General features: G+C 57.3%; 24 protein-coding genes. 16 read left to right on the top strand and 8 right to left on the bottom strand.

Translation table 11 applies throughout. The features are described 5' to 3' along the window. Window positions 1–25: 25 nt before the first annotated feature. Complete coding sequence (locus tag ABKF58_RS14125) at window positions 26–1609, bottom strand: hypothetical protein (protein ID WP_482581399.1); 1584 nt, start codon at window positions 1607–1609, stop codon at window positions 26–28. Window positions 1610–1856: 247 nt separating this feature from the next. Here ABKF58_RS14125 and ABKF58_RS14120 point away from each other — a divergent pair, with 247 nt between their 5' ends. The 16 genes from ABKF58_RS14120 (at window position 1857) to ABKF58_RS14045 (ending at window position 17275) form a co-directional block, all read left to right on the top strand. Further along, on the top strand, window positions 1857–2066 hold the full coding sequence (locus tag ABKF58_RS14120) for a Flp family type IVb pilin (protein WP_482581398.1): 210 nt from the start codon (window positions 1857–1859) through the stop codon (window positions 2064–2066). A 498-nt stretch (window positions 2067–2564) separates the two neighbouring features. Next, a complete protein-coding gene (locus ABKF58_RS14115) occupies window positions 2565–2747 on the top strand; it encodes a Flp family type IVb pilin (RefSeq protein ID WP_482581396.1) in 183 nt (60 codons plus the stop codon). 51 nt (window positions 2748–2798) lie between these two features. Next, window positions 2799–3350 (top strand): A24 family peptidase, encoded by a 552-nt coding sequence (locus ABKF58_RS14110; protein ID WP_482581395.1) that lies wholly within the window; start codon window positions 2799–2801, stop codon window positions 3348–3350. Between the two features lie 204 nt (window positions 3351–3554). Continuing rightward, complete coding sequence (locus ABKF58_RS14105) at window positions 3555–4865, top strand: ATP-binding protein (protein WP_482581393.1); 1311 nt, start codon at window positions 3555–3557, stop codon at window positions 4863–4865. Between the two features lie 76 nt (window positions 4866–4941). After that, window positions 4942–5577 carry a Flp pilus assembly protein CpaB gene (cpaB, locus tag ABKF58_RS14100; protein ID WP_482581392.1) on the top strand — a complete coding sequence of 212 codons (636 nt, stop codon included), beginning with the start codon at window positions 4942–4944 and terminating at the stop codon, window positions 5575–5577. 260 nt (window positions 5578–5837) lie between these two features. Continuing rightward, window positions 5838–7400, top strand: coding sequence for a type II and III secretion system protein family protein (locus ABKF58_RS14095; protein WP_482581390.1), 1563 nt, complete (start codon window positions 5838–5840; stop codon window positions 7398–7400). A gap of 12 nt (window positions 7401–7412) precedes the next feature. Continuing rightward, the gene (locus ABKF58_RS14090) at window positions 7413–7727 is read left to right on the top strand and encodes a hypothetical protein (RefSeq protein ID WP_482581389.1); all 315 of its coding nucleotides are present in this window, start codon (window positions 7413–7415) and stop codon (window positions 7725–7727) included. A 22-nt stretch (window positions 7728–7749) separates the two neighbouring features. Beyond that, window positions 7750–9036 carry a TadE/TadG family type IV pilus assembly protein gene (locus ABKF58_RS14085; protein WP_482581388.1) on the top strand — a complete coding sequence of 429 codons (1287 nt, stop codon included), beginning with the start codon at window positions 7750–7752 and terminating at the stop codon, window positions 9034–9036. 9 nt (window positions 9037–9045) lie between these two features. Continuing rightward, window positions 9046–9516: a TadE/TadG family type IV pilus assembly protein gene (locus ABKF58_RS14080; RefSeq protein ID WP_008952846.1), complete on the top strand. Its 471-nt coding sequence runs from the start codon at window positions 9046–9048 to the stop codon at window positions 9514–9516. After that, window positions 9513–9986 carry a TadE/TadG family type IV pilus assembly protein gene (locus ABKF58_RS14075; protein ID WP_482581386.1) on the top strand — a complete coding sequence of 158 codons (474 nt, stop codon included), beginning with the start codon at window positions 9513–9515 and terminating at the stop codon, window positions 9984–9986. Before ABKF58_RS14080 ends, ABKF58_RS14075 begins: the two co-directional genes overlap by 4 nt. Window positions 9987–10033: 47 nt before the next feature. Then, complete coding sequence (locus ABKF58_RS14070; RefSeq protein ID WP_482581384.1) at window positions 10034–11272, top strand: CpaE/TadZ family protein; 1239 nt, start codon at window positions 10034–10036, stop codon at window positions 11270–11272. Between the two features lie 122 nt (window positions 11273–11394). Then, window positions 11395–12753, top strand: coding sequence for a TadA family conjugal transfer-associated ATPase (locus ABKF58_RS14065; protein ID WP_482581383.1), 1359 nt, complete (start codon window positions 11395–11397; stop codon window positions 12751–12753). 8 nt (window positions 12754–12761) lie between these two features. Continuing rightward, window positions 12762–13736 carry a type II secretion system F family protein gene (locus ABKF58_RS14060; RefSeq protein WP_482581381.1) on the top strand — a complete coding sequence of 325 codons (975 nt, stop codon included), beginning with the start codon at window positions 12762–12764 and terminating at the stop codon, window positions 13734–13736. A gap of 35 nt (window positions 13737–13771) precedes the next feature. Next, entirely contained in the window at window positions 13772–14716 is a 945-nt protein-coding gene (locus ABKF58_RS14055) for a type II secretion system F family protein (protein ID WP_482581379.1), read from the top strand. Between the two features lie 31 nt (window positions 14717–14747). After that, window positions 14748–15899: a LytR C-terminal domain-containing protein gene (locus ABKF58_RS14050; RefSeq protein WP_482581377.1), complete on the top strand. Its 1152-nt coding sequence runs from the start codon at window positions 14748–14750 to the stop codon at window positions 15897–15899. 329 nt (window positions 15900–16228) lie between these two features. Next, complete coding sequence (locus ABKF58_RS14045) at window positions 16229–17275, top strand: calcium:cation antiporter (protein WP_482581376.1); 1047 nt, start codon at window positions 16229–16231, stop codon at window positions 17273–17275. A gap of 206 nt (window positions 17276–17481) precedes the next feature. Here the strand turns inward: ABKF58_RS14045 and ABKF58_RS14040 are convergent, their stop codons facing one another. The 7 genes from ABKF58_RS14040 to ABKF58_RS14010 all read right to left on the bottom strand — a co-directional run bounded on the left by ABKF58_RS14040 (window position 17482) and on the right by ABKF58_RS14010 (window position 22281). After that, complete coding sequence (locus ABKF58_RS14040; RefSeq protein ID WP_008952853.1) at window positions 17482–17835, bottom strand: hypothetical protein; 354 nt, start codon at window positions 17833–17835, stop codon at window positions 17482–17484. Between the two features lie 115 nt (window positions 17836–17950). Beyond that, window positions 17951–18448 carry a phosphatidylglycerophosphatase A family protein gene (locus ABKF58_RS14035; RefSeq protein WP_482581373.1) on the bottom strand — a complete coding sequence of 166 codons (498 nt, stop codon included), beginning with the start codon at window positions 18446–18448 and terminating at the stop codon, window positions 17951–17953. Beyond that, window positions 18432–19382 carry a thiamine-phosphate kinase gene (gene thiL, locus ABKF58_RS14030; RefSeq protein WP_482581371.1) on the bottom strand — a complete coding sequence of 317 codons (951 nt, stop codon included), beginning with the start codon at window positions 19380–19382 and terminating at the stop codon, window positions 18432–18434. The genes ABKF58_RS14035 and thiL overlap by 17 nt, the downstream gene beginning before the upstream one ends. Window positions 19383–19442: 60 nt before the next feature. Next, window positions 19443–19889, bottom strand: coding sequence for a transcription antitermination factor NusB (gene nusB / locus ABKF58_RS14025; RefSeq protein ID WP_008952856.1), 447 nt, complete (start codon window positions 19887–19889; stop codon window positions 19443–19445). Window positions 19890–19954: 65 nt separating this feature from the next. After that, window positions 19955–20422 carry a 6,7-dimethyl-8-ribityllumazine synthase gene (gene ribH, locus ABKF58_RS14020; protein WP_294863485.1) on the bottom strand — a complete coding sequence of 156 codons (468 nt, stop codon included), beginning with the start codon at window positions 20420–20422 and terminating at the stop codon, window positions 19955–19957. Window positions 20423–20463: 41 nt separating this feature from the next. Further along, window positions 20464–21570 (bottom strand): bifunctional 3,4-dihydroxy-2-butanone-4-phosphate synthase/GTP cyclohydrolase II, encoded by a 1107-nt coding sequence (gene ribBA / locus ABKF58_RS14015; protein WP_482581369.1) that lies wholly within the window; start codon window positions 21568–21570, stop codon window positions 20464–20466. A gap of 99 nt (window positions 21571–21669) precedes the next feature. Further along, the gene (locus ABKF58_RS14010) at window positions 21670–22281 is read right to left on the bottom strand and encodes a riboflavin synthase subunit alpha (RefSeq protein WP_482581368.1); all 612 of its coding nucleotides are present in this window, start codon (window positions 22279–22281) and stop codon (window positions 21670–21672) included. Between the last annotated feature and the right edge of the window lie 39 nt (window positions 22282–22320).

The following is a 22320-nucleotide window of genomic DNA, read 5'->3' as shown; positions in this document are numbered from 1 at the left end:
ACTGGACCCTTTTGCGGCATCCGCCTCAGCCCTGACCACTGTTTTGGCCATATCGGGCAATGAGCGTCTGATACTTGCTAACGTTTCTGAGCAAGACGGAATGCTTGCCATCATCAAAAACGGACTTGAAGCTTCCGTCCGCCAGAATGAGCTGCCGGATCGGCGCCGAGCTGTCGCACACGACATAATCGATGCCGTAGCTGGCAAAGTGCTTTTTCCAATCCTTGTCACCCCGATAGGTTGCCAGGTAGCGATCCACGAAGCCCTTGGGGTAGATGTCTGTTCTGCCGTAGATAAACACACGCTGCTGCGGGTACAACCGGTAAATCAGGTAGCCGCCGTAGTGGTAGGTATTGAACATGCGCCCTTCGATGTGGTTGGCCAGGATGAAATCCACGGCTTTCACCGGCATCAGCTCAGTCAGAGATTCTTCCGCAAGGTTTTTCCGCGAAGGGTAGATCAGGGCAATCGCCAGCAGGGCAAATATCAGGAGCAACAGGTTCATCACTCCTTCCGCCCCACCAACCTGCCTGTTTCCCGCAGCCCAGGCCTTTCCGGCCCTAGCGGCCAAGGGATGTGGAGCAACGCTTGCCCGTTGGATCGGGAATCGAAGTTTGTGCAAACCCTCAGATACCGGTAGATCCCGGTAGAACAGCGCAAAATGCGGGGCCATAGCGAGTGCAGCTAAAGGCAAGTTCCTCACCGAGATGAACGCGCCCGCGATGTAAATCAACGACACACCGGCTTCGGTCAGGTCGGGCTTCCTGCGCGAATAGACCATGGTCAGGAAGAAAATGAACACCATGGTCAAAAAGTACTGGAACAGCCATTGGTGAAAGCTGGGCGACTGCCATTCGGTAATGAATTGCATATCGCCCGAGGCCACAATGGCATTGTAAGGATAAAGCCAGTAGCTGAACCCTTGCGGGTTGATTGCCGTCGCAAGCAGCCCCAGCAGCACAACCAGGGAGAGTCGTGTCAGCCGTGAAACGGCAATACAGCCTGCCGCATCGCGCCAGCAATACTTGGCCCATTCCGCCGCCGTGAACGCTGCCATCAACACCAGACCGAGGAAGAAGCCGCCGTGCAGGTTGGCCCACAGCAGCATGATGAGGGGTATCCACCCCAGCCCCCGGTCAGAGGCGCAATACTTGAAGCGGAACAGTACCCTGAGCAACAGGGCGAACAATAAAAAAGTAAAGATATGGGGCCGCGGGGCCAGCAATCCCATGAACACACAGAACAGCAGAATCGCCAGGGCCGCCTTGCCCTCATCCTTCAGGACGTCAAGACAGGTCTTGTAGCTGACGACCCAGCACGACACGTAAACGGAAGTGGTAAACAACCACACCGCTTTCAAGCCGCCCAGCCGGAACAACTGGTACAACAGCCATTGAGACAACCACTCGGAATTGACCCAGGAATGCCCAAAATTGGTATAAGTGAACACATCATGCCAGGGCAATTGCGAAGAGCTAGCAATAAGCTCGCCCGTTTTGAGATGCCAGTAAAAATCTGGGTCCTCAAATCTGGGGAAAAACCCGACCACCATAAACATGACGATGAAAATAACGATCGGCAGCGTCAAAAACCCTTTCAAGTAAGCCATCTCTTTAAATCCCCCCGTTATTTTTATAATTGATTTGTCAATCGCACCCGTTTCACCCTTGAGATGCACTATAGTGCATGACAAAACATTATCAAGAGCTTGACACCCATTTGAGAACAGCCTAAACCATAGTGCATGTCATACCCGAATACATGGCCACACAACATTCAAGCAACCCGCCAGTAATTCAATAAGAATTATTAACAAATGTAATTTATACCAAACACATAAACAGGCGCTTTCAACAATGAGCCAAGCCTCCATGTCAAAACTAAAAAGCATTCTGACGTCACTCTTCAATGATAAAGAAGGTGTCACCAGCATCGAATATGCATTATTGGGGTCCTTGATCGCCGTGGTGATCCTGTCGTCTGTACTGGGGCTTGGAACCAACTTGGCAGCATTGTTTGCGAATGTGGCGACACAGATTGCGGATGCCATCGGCGGCGCCCTATAGCCAGACCGCCTCCCGGCCAAAGCTTAATTCATAAAGGCACCGGACAATCTATCAAATCGTGATAGATGGGACCGGGGTTTTGTGGAAAGTCAAAAGAAATGCAAATGGAGAATAAAAATTTGCGATTCATCTTGCATCGCAAACAAGTTGTACTAAATTGGGTTTAACGGAGGGCTCTTTTACGCAATTAGCAAGCCAAGCAATGCCGCCAAAAAGCAACTTATGCAAATAGACTATTTTTAACGGCGAAAATAATACCATCCGGGTTGAGCAGCAGCTGTAAGACACGGTTTTTTTATGCCCTCATTTAAAACAAATGCAACGAAGTATGCTTAGCAGAAACTTCACAATATTGACTGCCGGAAGGCGGCCCAAGGGAAACCTGGCAATCCAATGCTTCAGCCTGGAATGCCACGAAGCAAGGCGTCATGACGTATGGCGCAATGACAATGGCAGCACCTTGCTGCTTTGGGATCACTCATGATGGAGAGTATGGCCATGAAAAAGCTGACGTATGCATTGAAACAATTCACCCAGGACGAAGAGGGGGTGACCGCCATTGAATATGGTTTGATTGCCGCACTCATTGCGGTAGTGATCATTGCTTCGGTTAAAGCCGTCGGCAACCAACTGAGCCTTGTGTTTAACAACATCGCAACGGCACTAAACGCTGCACTTTAATATCAAATAAGTTAAAAAAACGCATGCCACAGTAACAACACACGGCTCATCATGCCATCAACCATAACGATAAGCATCTTGCTTGGGGCGAGGCTGGGCCTGCTTGCAGGCTTCCTCCTCGCCGCCGTTATCACTGATACGGCCGCCAGGAAGATTCCCAACAAACTGGTGCTAGGGGGATTAGCAGTGGCGTTTCTCTGCCAAGGGCTTTTTTTCGGTGGAGGGGGTTTGCTGGATGCGGCAAAAGGGATGGGGCTGGGGTTCGTGCTGTTTCTGCCCCTCTACCTTTTACGCGCCATGGGGGCGGGCGATGTAAAGTTGATGGCCATGGTGGGTGCGTTTACCGGCATGCAGGATATCGTCGGCATCGTGTTATTCACGCTTGTGGCTGGCGGGGTATTGTCCCTGGCATTTGCCTTGAAGCTGAAATCGCTTCACCAGCTGATCGACAACGTGAAATACCTGACTCTGGCTGGAATGAGCAAAGTTGCCGCAGGGAAAATGCCGGTCAATGATTTTCCTGTCAATTCGATAGGAACACTGCCCTACGCTTGGGCTATAACGCTAGGGACAGCAAGTTATTTTGTTTGGCACTCACTGTAAAATCCAGCGCAGCATTAAAGCTCGAACAACAATAAAACAATAACTCATCCGACTGACCAAGGGGCTTGCGGCGCAAAGCGGCTTTTTTTGGGCCAAGTCACATGCATTTCGGGTTATCTATGAAGCTGAAGTTTTGATTTGGCAAGATCCACGTTCTCAACATGAGGTTATGGATTGTGCCAAATAATCGGGGAAGGAACGACGATGTTCAATCCGGATGGTCTGGAGTCGCACAATAGCGGCTCATCCCAAGAGTTATTGCCCAAAGCGCCGCAATCCGTCAAAGAAACCGAACTGGATTTTCTCTTCCTGGTGGAACTGCTCTGCAAGACCCTGTTCTTCCACGGGCAGATGCGACTGGTCGAACTGGTTAACCACACCAAGCTGTCCATTTCCGTGCTCGAACCGCTGCTTGCCTTCATGCGCACCGAGCAGCTTTGCGAAGTGTCCGGGCGCAGCGACACCGAAGCCACCATCGCCTTCAACTTGACCGACGTTGGCCGAAGCCGGGCGCAAACCTTCCTCCAGAAAAGCCATTACGCCGGCCCGGCCCCGGTGAGCCTGGTTTCGTACATCGACATGGTGCACAAGCAGTCTGTCAGCGGCATGAAGATCACCAAGGAGTTGGTCGCCGAAGGGTTCGAAGGATTCGTACTGCGGCAGAGCACACTGGACCAGTTCGGCGCCGCCATGAATTCGGGCCGGGCCATCTTCGTCTACGGCCCGGCCGGCAGCGGCAAAACCTACGTCTCCGAGCACCTGGCCACGCTGCTTACCGGCTACACGGCCATCCCGCATGCGGTGGAGATCAACGGAGAAGTCGTCCAGATCTTCGACCCGCTGGTGCACAAGCCGGTGAGCAATACCGGCACCGCGGGCTCGCTCGACCGGGGCGTGCGGCACGACCCGCGCTGGGTGCTCTGCCAGCGACCGGTGGTGATTACCGGCGGCGAGCTGACCCTGTCGATGCTGGATCTGGAATTCGACCAGAACACGCGCTTCTATCAGGCACCGCCCCAGGTCAAGGCCAACAATGGCCTGCTGATCATCGATGACCTGGGACGCCAGTTGGTCTCGCCTCAAACCCTGATGAACCGCTGGATTGTCCCGCTGGACCGCAAGGTCGACTACCTCGCGCTGCATACCGGTACCAAGTTCATGGTGCCGTTCGACGTCATCGTGATCTTCTCCAGCAACATTCCGCCCAGCCAGTTGGCCGACGAAGCCTTCCTGCGGCGCCTCGGCTACAAGATTTATATCGGGGAACTCCATGAAAACGAATATCGCTCCATCTTCGAGCAAAACTGCAACCGGATGAATATTCCGTTCAGCGAAACGGGGCTGCGCTTCGTCATCGATCAGTTGCATGCCAAGCACGACAAACCCCTCCTCGCCTGCATCCCGCGCGATCTGCTCGAGCAGGTGCGCGACTTTGCCTTCTATCAGGGCGTGGAACCGGAACTGTCGGAAAAGATGTTGTCATGGGCATGGGAAAACTACTACACCCGAGGCTAGGTTGGTTGACTGACCCGGATTCGAGCCTCACATCACGCACGGGGAGATGCCAGTGAAAAACCCAAGAGCAATCGGAATGATCGTGGTGTCCGTCATCATCGGCCTGGTGGCCGTGGTGATGGCATCCCAGTGGATCAACAAGCAGACCAACGTGGCGGCGCAAAAAGTCGTCGTCGCCTCGATGGACATCGACCTCGGCTCCAAACTGTCCCCCGAGATGCTGCGCTCCGTCGACTGGCCAAGCGGCAGCATTCCGGAAGGGGCGATTCTCGACCCGAAAGCACTGGACGGCCGGGTGTTGAAAACCAGCGTGAATCGTGGCGAGGCCATCCTCGAATCGAAGCTGGCTCCGGTCGGCACCAAGGGCGGGCTTTCCGCCGTCGTCATGGAAGGCAAGCGCGCCATGACGGTCAGGGTCAACGACGTTGTCGGCGTCGCCGGCTTCGCCCTACCCGGCAACTACGTCGACATCCTGGTCAACACCACCGACGACGCTAAAAAAGCCCAGAACAGCGATGCCAGCATCTCCAAGATCGTGCTGGAGCACATCCTCGTTCTCGCCGTGGCCCAGGAAGCGAGCCGGGACGACACCAAACCCAAAGTGGTCAATGCGGTAACCCTCGAGGTAACGCCAGAGCAAGCCGAAAAGCTCGACCTCGGCCCGCAGTGTGGGCACCCTCTCGCTGGTACTGCGCAATCAGGTCGATCCTAAGCCGGTACAGACAGCGGGCATCACCAAGCAGGTCTTGCTGCGCGGCCATGACGAACCGCTACCGCCCAAGGCCACTGCCGAAGCCAAACCCGTCAAGAAGCACGCCAAAGTAGCCAAGAAAGCGACCAAGCCAGCCCACACGGCCCCCACCGTCGCCGCGGCCCAGACCTGTGTGGAAATTGTACGTGGCACATCACGCCACCGTGAGTGTTTCTAGCCTGATCGCCAGATAAAACCGCTCATTACGTGAGGGAACCATAATGAACAAGAATCCTGTTGGTGCGCTGCCTGGACTCAATGCCTGTGCTTACGCCCTCGCCACCTGCGGCATGCTTCTTCTGGCTTCCTACAGCCAGGCCGCAACAACCACGCCGAAACGGCTGGCAGCCACGCCTTCTACCGTGGCGCCTTGCAATGCGATCGAATCGGCGCCGCTGGTCAATGTCACCGTCGGCAAATCGTTCAGGCTGAAAACCCCGGTGCCCATCAGTCGCATCCTGCTGGGGAACCCGGAAGGGTCACAAGCGGCTCAGCCCAAGGAAAGCACCGACGCCAACGCAGACAAGGGAAAGTCCTCGGCAGGAGGAAGTGCCAAATCCGGTGTGGCCGACGTGGATGTGATTCTGCTGAGCCCCAGCGAAATCTACCTCTTGGGCAAGAGCGTCGGTTCTACCAACATCATCCTGCTCGGGCGTAACGGCCAATGCACCCTGGTCGACGTAGCCGTCGGCGCGGACACTGCCTCACTGCAAGCATCGCTCAACCAATTGCTCTCTCCCGGCGCCAATAACGTCAAGGTCAGCGCAGCGTCGGATTCGTTGGTACTGACGGGCACGGTGGCCGATACCGCCAAGCTCGACAGAGCCATGACGTTGGCCGAAGCCTACGCCGGCAAATCCAAAGTCATCAACATGCTATCGGTCGATGCCCCACAGCAAGTGCTGTTGGAAGTCAAAATTGCCGAGATTTCCAAGAAATTGCTCGACAAGCTCGGCGTCAATATCGCAGGCATCCTGAACCATGGGGGCTGGACCTACTCCTGGAATAGCCTTTTTGCCAATGATCCGCTGGGCAAAGCCTTGCTAAGCGGCATCAATGATAGTGCGACACGAGCATTTCAAATCGATGCCCAGCATGATGACGGCCTGCTGAAGGTTCTGGCAGAACCGAACCTCATGGCGATCAGCGGCCAGGAGGGAAGCTTCCTCGCCGGTGGTAAGATCTTCATACCGGTGGCACAGAACAATACAAACAATGGCGGGTCGACCATCACTCTGGAAGAAAAGGAATTCGGGGTCGCACTGCGCTTCACACCGACCGTGCTCGACGGTGGCCGCATCAATCTCAAAGTCGCCCCTGAAGTATCGGAGCTGAACCCGGAGGGCGTCGGCATCTCCGCCATCGGTGTAGCAGGAAAATCTATCCTGCCATCCTTCACTACTCGGCGCGCCGCCACCACCGTACAACTGCATGATGGCCAGAGTTTTGCCATCGGCGGCCTGCTCAAAAACAATGTCACCACCAACATCAGTGCCTTCCCGTTCCTGGGCGAAATTCCGATTCTGGGCGCACTGTTCCGCAGCACCAGCTTCCAGACCGACAAGTCGGAACTGGTTTTTGTCGTCACCCCGCGGCTGGTGAAACCGTTGCCGCCTGATTACAAGCTGCCAACAGATAACTATATCCCGCCGAACCGGGCAGAACTTTTCCTGGGTGGCCGCATGGAAGGCAGACAACCCGAACCCTCTGCAAGCAAGGCCAGCGAGGCCTCGCCCCAGCCCGAAGCATCAACACAAGCCACCAGCGGCTTCGAAGTGAAATAAGGAGGCCACGCCATGCAAGCTTACAAACTGATGATCACCATGAGTGGGACTGTGTTGGCTGTGCTGCTGACCGGTTGTTCCTCCACCCCGTATCTGGACAGTCATTTCGGCGAGTCGGTGGACATGATCAAGGCCCAACAGACCATCAATCCTCAGGCATCGCAAAACATGGATCCGGTAGCCGGAATTGACGGTAAAGCGGGGCAAGAGGCTATGGGTCGCTATTACGACTCGTTCAAAACTCCCCCTCTACCAAGGACATACTCACTATTGATGTCCTGGGCGGAAGCAGTGGTGGTAGTAAATAGCACGCTATTTATTAGATAGACAAAACGCGCGAGGTGGTTTCATGAAGCGCTTTGCCCAGCTGCCGACCCGACAACATCAAAAGGGTGTGGCCGCCATCATCGTCGGGTTATGCATTGTTGTGCTGATTGGTTTTCTGGGCCTAGTGGCTGATCTTGGCCGGTTATTCATCACCAAGACCGAACTCAGCGATGCCTCCGATGCCTGCTCCCTCGCTGCGGCGGCTGAACTCAAAGGGGATGCTGAGTCGCTGAACAGGGCCGAGAGTGCGGGCATAACAGTAGGCCAACGCAACAAGGTCGATTTTCAAGCCAATAACGTCACGATAGTGCCGAATCTGGATGTCACGTTCAGCGACCACTTGAACGGCACGTACTACACCAAGAACGCAGTTGCACCAATCAATATTGCCAACATGAAGTACGCCAAGTGCACCCTGCCGCGCACCGGCATCATGCCCTGGTTCATGCAGGTTATGGGCATCGGCGCCCAGAGTGTCAATGCCCAAGCGGTCGCAGCCCTCTCTCCCTCCCAAACCAACTGTGCAATCCCAGTAGGTCTTTGCAGTCAGCCAAGCCCTGGAACTGCTTGTACGGATATCAATGGTAATCCGCTTGGCTTTAATTCAGATGAATACGGCTTCTGTATTGGAAAGTGGTATGGGAGTCGATTTAGTGCAGGAGGTGGTTTTACCGGTAGCTTCAACCTCATTGACTACAGCCCTCCCTCAGGCGGGGCCAGCGAACTGTCTGGCCAGTTAACAGGTGCCGGCCAGTGCAATCTGAATGTTACAAATCCTGTTGGGCAGACCGGGATGCAGCAATCCATTGCCAACGCATGGAATACCCGCTTCGGGCTGTATCAGGGGAGTTACAACGTAAGCAATGCGCCTCCCGACTTCACTGGCTATGCCTACACAGCCATTTCCTGGCCAAGTCAGTACAACGCTTATGACGGTACTGATGGCACTCGCCCAAATTTTCAAGACTCTCGCACAGCCCATACCGTTTACCAAGGCGACGCTGCCGCCGGTCTGAGTCTGACTGGCAGTGGGAGCAGTGCCACATCCACCCAGTTGAGGGATAACGGAGCAGACCGACGTATGGTCCTGATGCCTATCGTCAATTGTGGAGGGTGGACGGGGTCTCAGACAGTTCCCATCCAGAAATTCGCCTGTGCGCTGCTGCTGCAACCGATGCAGGCCCCCGGATCGGATACCTATATCGAATACCGTGGCCAAGCTGATGTACCGGGAAATCCGTGCGCCACCCTGGGCTTGCCTGGTGCGGGGGGCGGTATCGGCCCCAAAGTCCCAGCGCTCGTACGGTAGGAGGCGGAGATGCGACGCTACTCCAGACAAGCAGGTGTTGCCGCGGTGGAAATGGCGTTCTTGTTGATGCCATTGATCTTTATCGTATTCGGCATTACCGAATTTGGCCGTGCTTTCTACCAATACAACACCGTGGTCAAGGCGACACGGGATGCGGCCCGCTATCTATCCGCGCAGCAACCGGGGACAAAGGACGCCGAGGCTACATGTCTCGTCAAGTACGGTAATTACAGTGCCTGCCTTGCCGACCCTAGCTATACCGGCCCACTTTTGGCTCCCGGCTTGGCAACAGCAACCATCACGATCTGCGACTGGCCACGGTGTGCCAACCATAATGCACAAGGCAGCGATCCAGTCGTGAATCTGGTTTCAGTCACGGTCAGCAACTATCAATTTACTTCCTTGGTACCTTTTGTCACATCGGGTTTATCGACGATCACCTTTGGGGACATTCATACCACGATGAAGGCAAACCTATGAAAACGGCCAAATCATGGTTGTGTGCATCAACCAAAAAGCATCAAAGCGGAGTTGCAGCAGTGGAGTTTGCATTGATCGCCATGATTCTTTTCGCCCTGCTATTGGGAATCATGGAATTTGGCCGCCTACTGTTCACTTGGAATTCCGCCGTGGAAGCCACTCGCCGGGGAGCCCGGCTTGCCGTGGTGTGCGACATGAATGCCACAGGAGTCAAAAATGCCATGCGGAAAATTCTTCCCATTGTCGCGACAGGGGATATCAGTGTCAGCTATTCACCCAGCACCTGCACTGGATCGGCAGACTGTGAAAGCGTGACAGTTTCCATATCTCCCAACGCGCCGGCCTTTCATTACAACTTCCTTTATATCGGTACTTCATGGCGGATTCCGGCATTCAGTACCACTCTGACAAGGGAAAGCCTGAGCAACGGTACTGGTGCCGATCAAAATCCCGATTGCTCGATTACATAACGCAGCAAGCCGGACGTCACGATAGCAATAACTAGATGGGGGTTACCATGAAAATATCGATTGTCTCCCTGAATACCAAGCATCTCGATGAAATGCGCCGTTTTACCGAGGTAGACATCAACCGTGACGTCAAGGTATTTCCTGGTGGAATGGAAATGCTGGCGCCGGTTGCCGATCAGTTCCATCCCGACATTTTGATCTTCGAATGCGATGAGCAAGATTTGACGGACTTTTCGGCTTTGTCACGCTTGAACCTGCGCCACCCCGACATTACCGTCATTCTGCTATCCAACATCCAGGCATCCGAAACTCTGCTGAGCGCGATGCGGGCTGGCGTTCGGGAAGTACTCCCCTCCCCCGCAAACCGTGAAGCCTTGAACCTCGCCATATCACGTGTCGAGGAAAAACGTATGCTCCAAAACTCGGCACGCCCCAAAGGCAAGGTATTCGCCTTCATCCCGTGCAAAGGCGGCAGCGGTTCCACGTTTCTTTCGACCAATCTGGCTTACAACCTGGCAACACAAGAAGACAAGAATGTCATCCTGATCGATCTCAACCTGCAGTTTGGCGATGCCGCGCTTTTCGTCACCGACCACAAGCCTTCCGTAAACTTGGCCGAAGTGGCTCGTCAAATACACCGCATGGATGCCTCGTTTCTGGCATCGAGCCTGATAACGGTGTTGCCCAATCTGGGTATTCTGGCCGCACCTGACGACCCGGTGCAGGCCATGGAAGTGACTCCGGCCCATATCGACACCTTGGTCAACCTGGCACGAAACCACTACGACGTGATCATTCTCGATATCGGTCGAGCGTTGGACCCGGTCAGTATCAAGGCACTGGATCACGCCGACATCGTCTTCCCCGTCCTGCAAATCACCCTGCCCTTCGTGCGCGATGCGCGTCGCCTGCTCGACGTACTGCGCTCTCTGGGGTACTCGCGCGACAAGATCAAGTTACTGGTCAATCGCTACGAAAAAGGGGGAGAGATCAATCTCGAGGATGTTGAAAAAACGCTGGGTCTGCCGGTATTCAAAACCATACCCAATAGTTTTCGGGCAGTTGCCGCCTCGGTTAACCAGGGCATTCCCATCGCGAAACTATCTCCCAACAACCCGGTAACACGAACCATTCAGGAGCTCAGCAAATCGCTGGTCTCCGAAGCAAGCTCCGGAGAATCGTGGTGGGGCAATTTATTGAATCACTTCAAGGGTGGCGAAGCCTCACAAAAGGTAATAGCCGACCCTAGTATGACCACCAGGCCCATTTCATCCACCCGGGAATGATAGGCCCGGCACGGGCCGATATCTGCTAACGAGCATGGCATTTTCACTGCAACCACCGCATCAGCTGACTGGATTTATGCTTTTCTCCCTGTCGCCTGATCACATGTAGAGGGGTAATCATCATGTCCTTGCGAGACCGGCTCGAATCGCTGCACACCCCACCAGAAGCGCTGCAAAACATCGTCAAATCGGCATCAGCCCTGGGCTATGAGACCTACCATGACCTGAAGGCGCGCATCCACCAAAAGCTGCTGGACCGGGTGGACCTGACCGTCATGGAAAGCCTGACCCCTGACCGTTTGAAGGACGAACTCAAAATCCTGGTAGAGCGTTTGTTGAGTGAAGAAAACACCGCACTCAACGAGACGGAGCGGCGCAATCTGGTCCGGGACATCCAGCATGAAATGCTCGGCCTGGGCCCCCTGGAACCCTTGCTCGCCGACCCCACCATTTCCGATATTCTGGTCAACACCTACCAGCAAATCTATATCGAACGGCGCGGCAAGCTGGAGCTGACCGACATCCGCTTCAATGACGACGCCCACCTCATGAAGATCATCGACAAGATCGTGTCGCGCATCGGCCGACGTGTCGACGAATCCAGCCCGATGGTCGACGCTCGCCTCCCGGATGGCTCGCGGGTCAACGCCATCATCCCGCCTCTGGCCATCGATGGCCCGATCATGTCGATCCGCCGCTTTGCCGCCGTGCCCCTTCGCATGGACGACATCATTGAATACAAGAGTTTGACCCCGGACATGGCCACGGTGCTGAAGGGGTTGGCCAAGGCCAAGATGAACATGCTGATTTCGGGCGGGACGGGCAGCGGCAAGACCACCATGCTCAATATTCTTTCCGGCTTCATTCCAGAAGTTGAGCGCATCATCACGATTGAAGACGCCGCAGAACTTCAACTGCAGCAGCCGCACATAATCCGACTGGAAACTCGCCCACCCAATATCGAAGGGCGAGGCGAAGTACCCCAGCGTGCCCTGGTACGCAACAGCCTGCGCATGCGGCCGGACCGCATCATCCTTGGCGAGGTGCGCGGGGCGGAAGCACTGGATATGCTCCAGGCCATGAATACCGGGCACGAAGGTTCCATGGCGACTATTCACGCCAACACGCCTCGCGATGCCATTACCCGCCTGGAGAACATGGTCGGCATGTCCGGGATGAATCTGCCGCCCAAGGTCATCCGCCAACAGATCAGCTCCGCCATCAGCGTCATCATCCAGATCGCCCGCCTGACGGACGGTAAACGCAAAGTGATCAGCATTCAGGAAATCACCGGCACCGAGGGCGACGTCATCACCATGCAGGAGCTGTTCCATTATGTTCAGACCGGCATCGGCATGGATGGCGCAGTGCAAGGGTACTTCTGCGCAACAGGCGTTCGACCCAAATTCATCGACCGCCTCAAAACGCACGGTGTAGACATCTCCGACGCGCTGTTCGACCCCAATAAACGCTTCGAATAGGTGCAGACATGGACACCACCTTCGCGATACTCATCGTCCTGATTTTCATCGCCGTGGTCTTCCTGCTGGAAGGCGCTTATCTCACTTGGAACACCTACAAAGGACCGGAAGCGACGCGCATCGAGCGACGCCTGCAGGCCATGTCCGCTGGAGCTCACCATAGCGAGTCGATGAGCCTGATGAAAGAACGGCTGCTCAGCGACACCAAGGTCGTTCAGCGATTTCTGCTGGGCATCCCGCGCGCGCACCAACTGGATCGGATACTCTTGCAATCTGGCCTCAAGCTGAAGGTGGGGAGTTTCCTTGGGCTGACACTGGCATGTGGCCTGGCTACCTTTTTCCTGTTGCAGTTCTTGCCACTTCCCCTTCTCGTTCCGGTTCTCGTCGGTTTGGCTGGTGCCACCATCCCCTGGATGGTGGTAATGCGTTTCCGCCATAAGCGCCTGGTAAAGTTCGAAGAGCAGTTACCCGATGCCATCGACCTGATGTGCCGCGCCCTGCGTGCCGGTCATGCCCTTCCGCAATCGCTGAAAATGATAGGCGACGAAATGTCCGACCCGATCGCCGGCGAGTTTCGCACCACGTTCGATGAAGTGAATTATGGTTTCTCACTACAAGAGGCCATGATGAACCTGGCTACCCGCATCCCGAGTACAGATCTTCGCTACATGGTGATCGCCGTGCTGATTCAGCGCGAAACCGGCGGCAACCTGGCTGAGCTGCTGGGCAACATCAGCGCGCTGATTCGTGCACGGCTCAAGCTCTACGGCACGATCAGGGTTCTCTCCGCCGAAGGCAAGCTTTCGGCCTGGATCCTGACCATCCTGCCCTTTGCTGTCGCGCTCATCATCCACCTGCTCAACCCAGACTTCATGAAGGTGCTCTGGGAAGACCAAACGGGATTGATGATGGTGGTAGGTATCGGCGGCATGATGCTGGCCGGCATTGTCTGGATGCGCAAGATCATCAAGATTCAGGTTTGATCGTCGGCCACACAACGCATTGAGAGGGGAACGACATGAACACCTCGCAGTGGATTTATCTGGGCATCATTTTTGTGGCGGTTTTTGGCGTTGTCCTGACCATTTCGCTACAGATTGCACCCAACCGCGTCAAAGCGCGCCTGGACAAGATTTCCGAAACGGAAACCCCCATCGATTCGGATAACTCGTCAGCCTGGGTTGCCAAAGCCGTCAAAATCGCGACCCCACTCGCCAAGCTCTCGGTTCCCGCAGAAGGTTGGGAAACCTCCCCCATTCGTATTCGCTTCATGAACGCAGGTTACCGCGGCCAGTCCGCCGTTCCACTGTTCTTCGGCGCAAAGACCTTTCTCGCGCTGCTGCTTCCCACCATCCTGTTTCTCTACCTGGGGCTGACCGGAGGACATCAGGACGGCACCAACTTCCTGCTGTTCATGCTCCTTGCCGCCGGGATCGGTTACTACCTGCCCAATATCCTTCTCTCCCGTCGTATCGAAAACCGTCAGCGCGAGATTTTCAACAACTTCCCGGATGCCATCGATCTTCTGCTGGTCTGTGTCGAGGCGGGCCTGGGACTCGATGCCGCTTTACTCAAGGTTGGGGAAGAAATGCGCATCAAGAGCCCTATTCTTGCTGACGAGCTTCACTTGGTGAACCTCGAATTGCGCGCCGGCAGCACCAAGGAAAGAGCCCTGCGCAATCTGGCCATCCGTACCGGGGTACAGGAAGTGGACACTCTGGTTGCCATGCTGATTCAATCAGACCGCTTTGGTACCAGCATCGGCGAATCGCTGCGCGTGCATGCCGACGACCTTCGTACCAAGCGCCGCCTACGCGCCGAAGAAGCCGCGGCAAAGATTCCACTGAAACTGCTTTTCCCTCTGATTTTCTGCATCTTCCCGGCCCTGCTTCTGGTCTTGCTCGGACCGGCCTTTATCCAGATTTACCGTGTGCTGCTTCCCACAATGGGTGGCGGGCAATAAGTCATATCACATAACTTGATAGACAGTCGCTATGAAAGGCCTGATCATGAAAACAAAGTATATGGCGTTGCCGTTGTTATGCCTTGCACCTTTTCTGCAAAGTTGCGAATCCACTCCGCCAAAACAAGCATGGGAAATGCAACCGTTGATGCGGGTAAGCAACTCCAATGATAGTCCGGCTGCGTACTACCAACTCGGCCGCTACTACCAGGGGCAGAATCGAGCTGACAAGGCTATCCCAGCTTTTCAGAAAGCTCTCGCTCTGGATAGCCAGTATGCCGAGGCCCACAATGCGCTGGGGGCGTTATATGCGGCACAAGGCCGTTACGACATGGCCATCGCCGAATTTCAAAAAGCACTGACCACGTCCCCAGGCAGCCCTCATTTCCTCAACAATCTTGGCTACACCCTCTATCTGCAAGGCCACTATGCCGAAGCCGCCGCCATCTACGAGAAAGCGGTGGCACTAAGCCCCTCCGACCTCAAAATCGTCAATAACCGCAACCTCACCTTGGGCAAATTGGGAGGACGAGAGCAAGCTAAACCGGCGCCGCTGCTGGCCGGCATGCCCCAAGCCGCTCCCTACCCCACCGCCCTGGCCTCGACTCGCGATCCCACGAAGGCAGCAGTCGATCAGAGACGGCAGGACACCACAGTCGCAGTGGCAACACCTCTGGCAAGTGCTCCTCCGCCGACATCATCGCCCGTACCTTACACTGCGGAGGAAGGGCATCCCGTGCAAAAAACTGCCATTGAACCTCCGAGCACTGACCGCCATGAGCCGCAACAGGAAAAGAATGCTCCAGCAGCCATGTTGACCTGGAAAGAAACAACGAAGGCCGCAATGACTCACCCCGCTCCGCGTGTTGAGGTGTCGAATGGAAATGGTGTCACTGGAATGGCGAAGCGGGTCGGCTATGCGCTTGCCAATCAAGGTTTCGCAAAAGCTCGCCTCACCAACCAGAAACCCTTCCAGCAATCGGTAACGCTGGTGGAATACCGACAAGGCTTTGCTCCCGAAGCGGAAAGACTCAGCGCCCGCCTGCCGGTCAAGCCAATGATCAAGGAAAAGAACGATCTGAGAACCAGCACGGACATACGCTTAGTGCTAGGAAAGGACGTGAAGCGCAACATTGCTCTTGTAACGCCGAAACAGCAACCCATCCGCTTCGCGCTCAAATGACAAGCTGGATGCACGGGAACTACAGCAGCAATACCAAACCATCCAGCCACTTGAATTTTGCACTGTCTCTCTGTTTTACCTGAGACCGGTCGGGTTTCGTTCTCGGAGAAAATACCCACGACCTCAAGCAACGACCACTTCTCTGACAAAGGCAGACCCAGTTCCATCCTACGGCCCCTTTGCCATCAGGAACTTGGCGTTCCCGATCGAGGGCCAAAACAGTTGCTGGTTTAGCGCCGCGTCACACGTCAGCTCAGTGTTTGTTATGATATTCCGGATCAATACAACTGCGGATTTTTGATGAAGGCCATACTCTCCGAAAAAACCTTTTGATCGCCACTTTTGTGGCGATTGTTCTTTTTGCCCTTGAGCACAGCCTGCTCCAGATGAGCAAACCGGTAGTTTTTGTTGTCATCGCCATTCTGCTCGCCACCATCATGGGCGCCGCCCTGCGCGTGGCTCACCATGCCGAGATGCTGGCGGTGAAGCTGGGCGAGCCCTACGGGACGATGATCCTGACGCTATCGGCGGTATTGGTGGAGGTGGTGATTCTGGCGATCATGATGCTTTCAGGCGGCGGTCCCACCCTGGCGCGCGACACGGTCTATTCGGCGCTGATGCTGGACATCAACGGCATACTCGGCTTTGCCGCCATCATCGGCGGACTGAAGCACGGGGAGCAGCCGTATAACCTCGATTCGGGCAACAGCTACGTATCGATGATACTAGTGGCGGTAGGCGTGTCTATGTTCGTGCCCGAATTTGTGCCACAAGAAAAGTGGCAGGCCTACTCAGCCTTTACCATCGTGGCGATGGCGCTGCTTTATGGCCTGTTCTTGCGCCTGCAGACCGGCAAGCACAGCTATTTCTTCGATTACGCCTACGAGCACCAGGAAGAGCACGAACACGGGGCCGAGAGCATTTCGACCGGAAAGCACGCTGGCCTGCTGGTGCTGAGCATCGGGTTGATCGGGGTGTTGTCGGAATTGATGGCGGCTTTCCTGCACGCAGGTCTGGAAGGCAGCGGGCTGCCCGCGATCGTTCCGGCCATCCTGGTGGCCTTGATTTCGGCGAGCCCGGAGATTCTGACCGCGATGCGGGCCGCCGTTGCCAATCGCATGCAATCGGTGCTGAACATTGCGCTGGGAGCATCGCTGGCAACCGTGGTTCTGACCATCCCAGTGATAGAGGGGATTGCCTTGTTTACCGGCCAACCAATCCAGATGGCGATGACTCCCGCGCAGACCGCCATGGTGCTGCTGACCCTGCTGGTGGCGACCATCAACTTGCACGATGGGGAGACCAACGCCATCGAGGGCTACACGCATGTGGCACTGTTTGCCACGTTCCTGTTTTTGGCCGGGATCGGGCTGTAGAGGCTTGGCGGGAACCTCAAAGAGGGGCAGATGGCCCGTCCTGCGCGGGATGGGTGAGACGTTGAGGAACCCATCTGCACCTCCTGCGCGTTGCTGATGGGTTGCGACGCCAGCGCCTTCACCCATCCTACCGACGGAAAGAAACGTGGCTGGAGTAGAGGCCGTCGTTTCCGGCGGGTATAGGCTTAATGGACGCCCAGCCCGGCTTACTTGCGACGCTTCGGCTTTTGCCCGCTATCGGGCTGCAAAAACAGCGGGTCGGCATCGAACAGCATGCCGGTACGACCAGTCTGGGACTGACAGGCGATCAGCAACGCCCGGTTGATCGCCTCTTTCTTGCTGACCCCCCACCATTCGATCATCTTGTCGAGCGACTTCTGCGCCTCGCGATTGAGTTCCACGGTGATCGACAACTCCTGCAGGCGGTTGCGGCGCAGTTCGCGGCTGCGCCGCTTGCGCTCGGCCACGCTCATGGCGCGCTCACCCAACGGCTTGCGGCCGGGCTTTTTGCGCACCCCGCCAATCAGGTCGAGGGTGTAGTGATCACAGGGGTCTATCATGCAATGGTGACGGGTCACGTTGGAGGGGCGCAAGAATACCACGAAGCGGCTTGCAGCGGGAGACCCTCGCTGTCTCAAGGGCCGATTCAGACCGGTCTTCCGGCCCCGATCGACCTCATACCAGACCAGCCCCGGAGGCCAGCCATAGCACGGCCATGGCAAGCAACGCGGCGATCAGATCGTCCAGCATCACCCCGAAACCACCGTGGACGTGGCGGTCGAACCAGCGGATCGGCCACGGCTTGACGATGTCGAACAGGCGGAACAACCCGAATGCCAAGCCCCAGCCGGTCACGGTGAACGGTGTTATCGACAGCACCAGCAGCATCGCGACGATCTCGTCCCAGACGATGCCGCCGTAGTCGTGCACCCCCAGCGCATCCCCGGTCACCTGGCACACCCAAACGCCAAAGGCGAACAGGGGCAGGCTCAGCGCTGCCAGCAACGCTCCGTCGACCCCGACCCGATGCAGCAGCCAGGCCAGCGGCAAGGCGGCCAGCGTGCCCCAGGTGCCCGGCGCGCGCGCCGCCAGGCCCGAGCCGAAACCGAACGCCAGGAAGTGGGCCGGACGGCGCAGGACGAAGGCCCAGTCAGGTTTACGCAAAGTGGTCAAACCCGCCCCTTTGCAGAGTCACCGGCTGTCCGGCGGCATCCAGCAGGCGGCTTCCCTGCCCCGCCACGATACGGCCGATACGCGTCAGCGTGCAGTCCAGTTCTTCGGCCAACCCTTGCAACTCGGCACGGGCCGAGGACGGGGCGGTGAAGCACAACTCGTAATCATCGCCCCCGGCCGCGATGGAGTCGGCCAGCCGGCCGCGGTTTTCCGCCATCCAGGGCAAGGTCGGCAAGGATTCCAGCCACACCTCGGCGGCGACGCCAGAGCGCTCCAGGATGTGGCCGAGATCGGCCATCAGGCCGTCGGACACGTCGATCGCGGCGTGCGCCACGTCCAGCAAGCGCTGGCCGAGCGCGACGCGCGGCGTGGGGTAGTCGAGCTTGCGGCGACAGACGGCGAGCACCTCCGGTGGAAGCGCGACATCGCCACGCAGCCGCTGGCCCACCGCCAACGCGGCCAGGCCCAGTTCGCCGCTGACCCAGACGTCGTCCCCCACTTGGGCGGCATCGCGCCGCAACGCCTGGCCTGCAGGGGCTTCGCCGAAGATGGTGACGGAGAGCGTGAGCGGGCCACGCGTGGTGTCACCGCCGATCACGCTCACGCCATGAGCTTCGGCCAGGCCGAAGAAACCGGCAGCGAACTCGCTGGCCCAGTGCTCTTCGACTTGGGGCAAGGCCAGTGACAGCACGGCCCAGCGCGGCGTGGCTCCCATCGCAGCGATGTCGGAGAGGTTTACCGCCAGCGTCTTGTGACCCAGCGCCCTCGGTTCGACATCGGCAAAGAAGTGCCTTCCCTCCACCAGCATGTCGACCGAAACATGCAGATCGTGGCCGGGAGTCGGCCTGACGATGGCCGCGTCATCCCCGACCCCGAGCACGGCATTGGCCGCCGGCCGGGTGAAGTGGCGCTGGATCAGTTCAAATTCATTCATGGGCACACACGTAAAAACACCCGCCGGCAGCGGGTGTTGCTGTGAAAATAGGCGCTTTATTTAGTGAGCGCGACGGGAGCGCTGCGAGGCGACCTCGTCCGGGCGCACGTCGGCGGCCAGTTTGTCGAGCACACCGTTGACGAACTTGTGACCATCGGTGCCGCCGAAGGTTTTGGTGATCTCGATGGCTTCGTTGATGATCACCGGGTACGGCGTTTCCGGATGCTGGGTCAGTTCCAATGCCGCCATCAGCAAGACCGCGCGCTCGACCGGGCTGACTTCGTCGGCCGGACGCTCGTAGTAACGGTCGATCTTGGGCGACAATTCAGCCGCATCTTTCAGTACGCCGAACAGCAGCGTACGGAACAATGCTTCATCGGCCTTGACGAAATAGTCGTTCTCGCGCAGGTGTTTCTCGATCAGCGAAGCCGGACGGTCCGGGTTCAGCTCCCACTCGTAGATGCCCTGAACGGCAAATTCGCGCGCGCGACGGCGAGACGTTTTCATGTAATGCAAATCCTTGTCTTTAAAGAACAATGGCGGCGCGACGCGGCGCCGGCAGAGGGAACGGCTTAGCCGCGCAACGCCTTGCGCAGGTTGACCATTTCGATCGCGACACGGGCAGCCTCGCGGCCCTTCTCGATCATGCGGGCCTCGGCCTGCTCGTCGGTTTCGGTGGTCAGGATGGCGTTGGCGACCGGGATGTCGAAATCGAGGCCGACACGGGTCACCCCGGCGCCAGATTCGTTCGACACCAGCTCGAAATGGTAGGTTTCGCCACGAATCACCGCCCCCAGCGCCACCAATGCATCGAAACGGCCGGACTTGGCCATGGTTTGCAACACCAGCGGCACTTCCAGCGCGCCCGGCACGGTGGCCAGGGTGATGTTGGCGGGGTCGACACCCAGCGCGCGCAGCTCGCCAAGGCAGGCATCGCGCAGTCCATGGCACACGTTCTCGTTGAAGCGGGCCATGACCACGCCCACCTTCAGGCCTTGGCCGTTGAAATCGGAATCGATGCGCTGGATAGCTTCAAGCATGGTGACCTCGCGGCAAATCGGTAACAAAACGGTGCATTCTACTAGATTTCGATGTGGACGTGTTCGGGCTGGCAGAATCCGGTGACCTCAAGCTCGAAGCCGGTCATCGACGGCAGGTTGAGCGGAGTCGACATCAGCTTCATCTTGCCTACCCCCAGCGATTTCAGCATTTGGGCGCCGATACCGAAGGTTTTGCCATCCCATTTTGCCTTGGGCGCTTCTTGCTGTGGCAAGGCACGGGTCAACAGATCCAGCCCGGTTTCGTTGCGATGCAGCAGGATCATCACGCCCTTGCCGGTTTCCTCGATGATTTCCAGGGCATTGGGCACGGTCCAGGAGTGGGGGCTGCCGAGCGGATCGATCAGGTCCATCACCGACAGCGGCTCGTGCACGCGCACCAGGGTTTCCTGATCGGCACGGATATCCCCCTTGGCCAGCGCCAGGTGGGTGGCCTGCGTCATGGTGTCGCGGAATACGTGCATATCGAACGAGCCGAACGGAGTGTCAATCGGGCGCTGGCCGACGTGCTCGACCAGGTTCTCGGTCTCGCTACGGTAGTTGATCAGGCTGGCGATGGTGCCGATCTTCAAGCCGTGGGCGGCAGCAAACTCCATCAGTTCGGGCAGGCGCGCCATGGTGCCGTCGTCGTTCATGATTTCGCAAATCACCGAGGCCGGCTCCAGCCCGGCCAGACGCGACAGGTCGCACCCTGCCTCGGTATGGCCGGCACGCACCAGCACGCCGCCCTTTTGCGCCTTCAAAGGGAAAACGTGACCCGGCTGCACGATATCGGTCGGCTTCGCCTCGCGCGCCACCGCCACCAGGGTGGTATGGGCGCGGTCGGCGGCGGAGATGCCGGTGGTAACGCCCTCGGCGGCTTCGATCGACACCGTGAAATTGGTGCCGAAACTGGTGCCGTTGTTGGTCGCCATCATCGGCAGGTTCAGTTGCTTGCAGCGCTCTTCGGTCAACGTCAGGCAGATCAGGCCGCGGCCGTGCTTGGCCATGAAATTGATCGCTTCCGGCGTGACGTGCTCGGCTGCCATTACCAGATCGCCTTCGTTCTCGCGGTCCTCGGCGTCCACCAACACCACCATCTTGCCGGCCTTGATGTCGGCGATGATGTCCTGAATCGGGGAGATGGTCATTTCGGTTTTCCTTGTGCTTTCATGCGGCCGTGCCGGTCGCGTGGGATGTTCGTGGCGGCGGTCATGGGATAGGCTCTTCGGCCAACCCTCTGCCGGATTTCAGTCCTTGCGCTGAGCCAGCACGCGTTCGACGGTGTCGACGATCGCCTGCGTCTGCGGATCGATCTCGATGTTGATGGCGTCGCCGGGCTGGCGGCTGCCGATGATGGTGCGCTCCAGCGTCTCGGGGATCAGGTGGACGCAGAAGCGGTTGCCGTCGACCACGCCGATGGTGAGGCTGATGCCGTCAATACCGATATAGCCCTTGGTGAGGACATATTTGGCGTGCTCCGCCGGCAATTCGAACCAGATGGTGCGGTTGTTCGGGCTTTCGACAACCTCGACGACACGGGCGAGGCACAAAATATGACCGGACATGGCGTGGCCGCCGATCTCGTCGCCAAAGCGCGCCGCGCGTTCGATGTTGACGCGATCACCTACCTTCAGCTCGCCGAGGTTGGTGATGCGTAGCGTTTCCTGCATCAGGTCGAAATAGACCAGATCGCCCTCGACACGAGTGACGGTCAGGCAGCAGCCGTTGTGCGCCACCGAGGCCCCCAGTTCGAGTCCCTGCAGCAGGTGGACGGGCAGGCGCACGACGTGGGTGCGGAAGCGTTCTTTTTCTTCGATGCGGACGACCTCGGCGGCCGCCTGGACTATGCCGGTAAACATGGTAAGGGTCTTTTCTGCCGGAGCACTGCGGCCGGTGAA

This window comes from Pseudogulbenkiania sp. AW2-16 (genome assembly GCF_056824575.1).
The sequence above is the reverse complement of the archived record's forward strand: the minus strand, read 5'-3'. Positions and strand labels throughout refer to the sequence as shown.

Excerpts from the sequence above, each read along its gene's own strand:
- ABKF58_RS14125 (WP_482581399.1), bottom strand. The coding sequence starts at position 1,609 with ATGGCTTACTTGAAAGGGTTTTTGACGCTGCCGATCGTTATTTTCATC.
- ABKF58_RS14120 (WP_482581398.1), top strand. The coding sequence starts at position 1,857 with ATGAGCCAAGCCTCCATGTCAAAACTAAAAAGCATTCTGACGTCACTC.
- ABKF58_RS14115 (WP_482581396.1), top strand. The coding sequence starts at position 2,565 with ATGAAAAAGCTGACGTATGCATTGAAACAATTCACCCAGGACGAAGAG.
- ABKF58_RS14110 (WP_482581395.1), top strand. The coding sequence starts at position 2,799 with ATGCCATCAACCATAACGATAAGCATCTTGCTTGGGGCGAGGCTGGGC.
- ABKF58_RS14105 (WP_482581393.1), top strand. The coding sequence starts at position 3,555 with ATGTTCAATCCGGATGGTCTGGAGTCGCACAATAGCGGCTCATCCCAA.
- cpaB (WP_482581392.1), top strand. The coding sequence starts at position 4,942 with ATGATCGTGGTGTCCGTCATCATCGGCCTGGTGGCCGTGGTGATGGCA.
- ABKF58_RS14095 (WP_482581390.1), top strand. The coding sequence starts at position 5,838 with ATGAACAAGAATCCTGTTGGTGCGCTGCCTGGACTCAATGCCTGTGCT.
- ABKF58_RS14090 (WP_482581389.1), top strand. The coding sequence starts at position 7,413 with ATGCAAGCTTACAAACTGATGATCACCATGAGTGGGACTGTGTTGGCT.
- ABKF58_RS14085 (WP_482581388.1), top strand. The coding sequence starts at position 7,750 with ATGAAGCGCTTTGCCCAGCTGCCGACCCGACAACATCAAAAGGGTGTG.
- ABKF58_RS14080 (WP_008952846.1), top strand. The coding sequence starts at position 9,046 with ATGCGACGCTACTCCAGACAAGCAGGTGTTGCCGCGGTGGAAATGGCG.
- ABKF58_RS14075 (WP_482581386.1), top strand. The coding sequence starts at position 9,513 with ATGAAAACGGCCAAATCATGGTTGTGTGCATCAACCAAAAAGCATCAA.
- ABKF58_RS14070 (WP_482581384.1), top strand. The coding sequence starts at position 10,034 with ATGAAAATATCGATTGTCTCCCTGAATACCAAGCATCTCGATGAAATG.
- ABKF58_RS14065 (WP_482581383.1), top strand. The coding sequence starts at position 11,395 with ATGTCCTTGCGAGACCGGCTCGAATCGCTGCACACCCCACCAGAAGCG.
- ABKF58_RS14060 (WP_482581381.1), top strand. The coding sequence starts at position 12,762 with ATGGACACCACCTTCGCGATACTCATCGTCCTGATTTTCATCGCCGTG.
- ABKF58_RS14055 (WP_482581379.1), top strand. The coding sequence starts at position 13,772 with ATGAACACCTCGCAGTGGATTTATCTGGGCATCATTTTTGTGGCGGTT.
- ABKF58_RS14050 (WP_482581377.1), top strand. The coding sequence starts at position 14,748 with ATGAAAGGCCTGATCATGAAAACAAAGTATATGGCGTTGCCGTTGTTA.
- ABKF58_RS14040 (WP_008952853.1), bottom strand. The coding sequence starts at position 17,835 with ATGATAGACCCCTGTGATCACTACACCCTCGACCTGATTGGCGGGGTG.
- thiL (WP_482581371.1), bottom strand. The coding sequence starts at position 19,382 with ATGAATGAATTTGAACTGATCCAGCGCCACTTCACCCGGCCGGCGGCC.
- nusB (WP_008952856.1), bottom strand. The coding sequence starts at position 19,889 with ATGAAAACGTCTCGCCGTCGCGCGCGCGAATTTGCCGTTCAGGGCATC.
- ribH (WP_294863485.1), bottom strand. The coding sequence starts at position 20,422 with ATGCTTGAAGCTATCCAGCGCATCGATTCCGATTTCAACGGCCAAGGC.
- ribBA (WP_482581369.1), bottom strand. The coding sequence starts at position 21,570 with ATGACCATCTCCCCGATTCAGGACATCATCGCCGACATCAAGGCCGGC.
- ABKF58_RS14010 (WP_482581368.1), bottom strand. The coding sequence starts at position 22,281 with ATGTTTACCGGCATAGTCCAGGCGGCCGCCGAGGTCGTCCGCATCGAA.